Source organism: Holdemanella sp. DFI.5.55, from assembly GCF_020593575.1.
Taxonomy (GTDB): Bacteria; Bacillota_I; Bacilli_A; order Erysipelotrichales; family Erysipelotrichaceae; genus Holdemanella; species Holdemanella hominis.
On the sequence record NZ_JAJDMK010000494.1, the window covers coordinates 1 to 204 of the forward strand.

1 pseudogene is annotated in these 204 nt (G+C 36.3%); it reads left to right on the top strand.

The features are described 5' to 3' along the window. Positions 1–204 (top strand): annotated as a pseudogene (locus tag LJE08_RS14940) (IS21 family transposase); the annotation flags it as partial.

Sequence of the window (204 nt, forward strand, 5' to 3'; positions counted from 1 at the left end):
CAAGCATGAAAATCAATGATTGGGTCGATTGCCATATCCAGGCTTACCGTTATTTTGGCGGAGTTACAAGACTTCTGATCCCAGACAATCTAAAAGTAGGAATTATCCAAAACAAGAAATATGAGGATCCAATATTAAACAAATCATATCAGGAAATGGCAGACTATTATGATACAACTATTATTCCAACAAGAGTGCGTAAGC